At 62.4% G+C, this 595-nt stretch carries 1 protein-coding gene; it reads right to left on the bottom strand.

Going from position 1 to position 595, the window contains the following annotated elements:
* Position 1: 1 nt before the first annotated feature.
* Positions 2 to 595: MspA family porin (locus M8859_RS36700; RefSeq protein ID WP_249645684.1), on the bottom strand; the 594-nt coding region annotated here is incomplete at its 5' end.

Genomic DNA, 595 nt, shown 5'->3' on the forward strand with positions numbered 1-595 from the left:
CTCAGCCGAGGCTGAAGGGTGCTCCCCACAGCGTCACCCAGGTGATGACATTGTCGGTTTCGACCTCGACGCTCACGAAAGCACGCGCCTGGGCATAACCACCACAGCCATTGAGACCGATGGTCTCATCCGACCACGTCACCGAACCACTCGTGCCCCGGAAAGCATTACGAGTCTTGTGCGCCTCGTTGCCGTAGTCATCGGCCTGCTCCAGATCGAGCACGTAGAACGACTTCGCCTGACCCGGACCCAGCGACAGATTCCCGCCGGAGTTCGCGCCCACGCCAGCGGTGACGTTCTGGCCGTCACTCCAATCCACATTGCCGTCCATACCACCAGTGGCACCACCACCAGCAATGTTCACCTGGCAACCAACGGTGTAACCGGGGAAGATCTTGCCCCCGGCCGCACCCGACAGCTCGACTTGCGCGCTACCGGAGACCCACGCATTGCGATGCAACGGCGTCGCACCCATAGACGGACTGATGGTCGCCGACTCACCGACCAGACGAACGGTCACCACCGTGCCATCCGACAACGTCTTGACGAGCTCACCACCCGGCAGCGGAACGAAAGTATCGGCATTCGCCGCACC

This window comes from Nocardia sputi (assembly GCF_023501985.1).